General features: G+C 46.0%; 1 pseudogene. It reads left to right on the forward strand.

Annotated elements, in window-relative coordinates:
* Window positions 1-700: pseudogene (locus A3729_RS17600) on the forward strand (AMP-binding protein); the annotation flags it as partial.
* Window positions 701-909: the final 209 nt, after the last annotated feature.

Here is a 909-nt window from a genome sequence, read left to right on the forward strand (position 1 = left end):
GTACCAAAAGCTTGGTCTTGAACTCCTCGAAGGCTACGGCATGTCTGAAAACTTTGGTTATTCTCATATGTCCCAGCCAGGCAGAAGTTGCCTTGGTTACGTAGGTGAACCTTTACCTGGTGTTGATTGTCGAATCAGTGAGCAAGGTGAAATTCAAATCAAGAGCCCTACCCTGATGATGGGTTACTACAAGGATGAGGCGAAAACCAAGGCTGAGTTCACTGAAGATGGCTATTTGAAAACCGGGGATCGTGGTGAAATTGATGAACTTAAACGCCTTAAGATTACCGGACGAACCAAAGAAATATTTAAAACCAGTAAAGGTAAATACGTTGCGCCAGCGCCAATAGAGAATAAGATTATTGGCCATCAAGACATTGAGATGGTTTGTGTATCGGGCGCTGAGTACCCACAACCTCACGCATTGGTAGTATTAGCCGAATCATCGGCCAAAAAAACAAGCTGTGATGACTTTAAAGCAGAGCTTGCCTCTAGCTTTCAATCTTTAATCAAGGACGTAAACTCTACACTTGACCCTCATGAGCATATCAAGTTCGTGACGATTGTCAGTGATGAGTGGAGCATCGCCAGCGGGCACCTAACACCGACGATGAAGATGAAGCGAGATGTTATTGAGTCGAGTTACAAGCCTCATTTGGATGATTGGTATGAAGCACGCCAAGCGGTTGTTTGGCATTAGGGTGCACTATCGTCATCCCGGTGTGCTCTTCAGCCGGGATCCATGATACCTAGCACGGCGCATCAAGCAAAATGGATTCCCGCTTAACACACTGCGGGAATGACGCGTCTTTAAGACTACGGGAATGGCGCGTTTTTAAGACTGCAGGATTTCAGCAACTTGACCATCCGTGAAATCCCTATCACCGTTCCGAAAAGAATATATCACCG

Source organism: Oleiphilus sp. HI0043 (assembly GCF_001634935.1).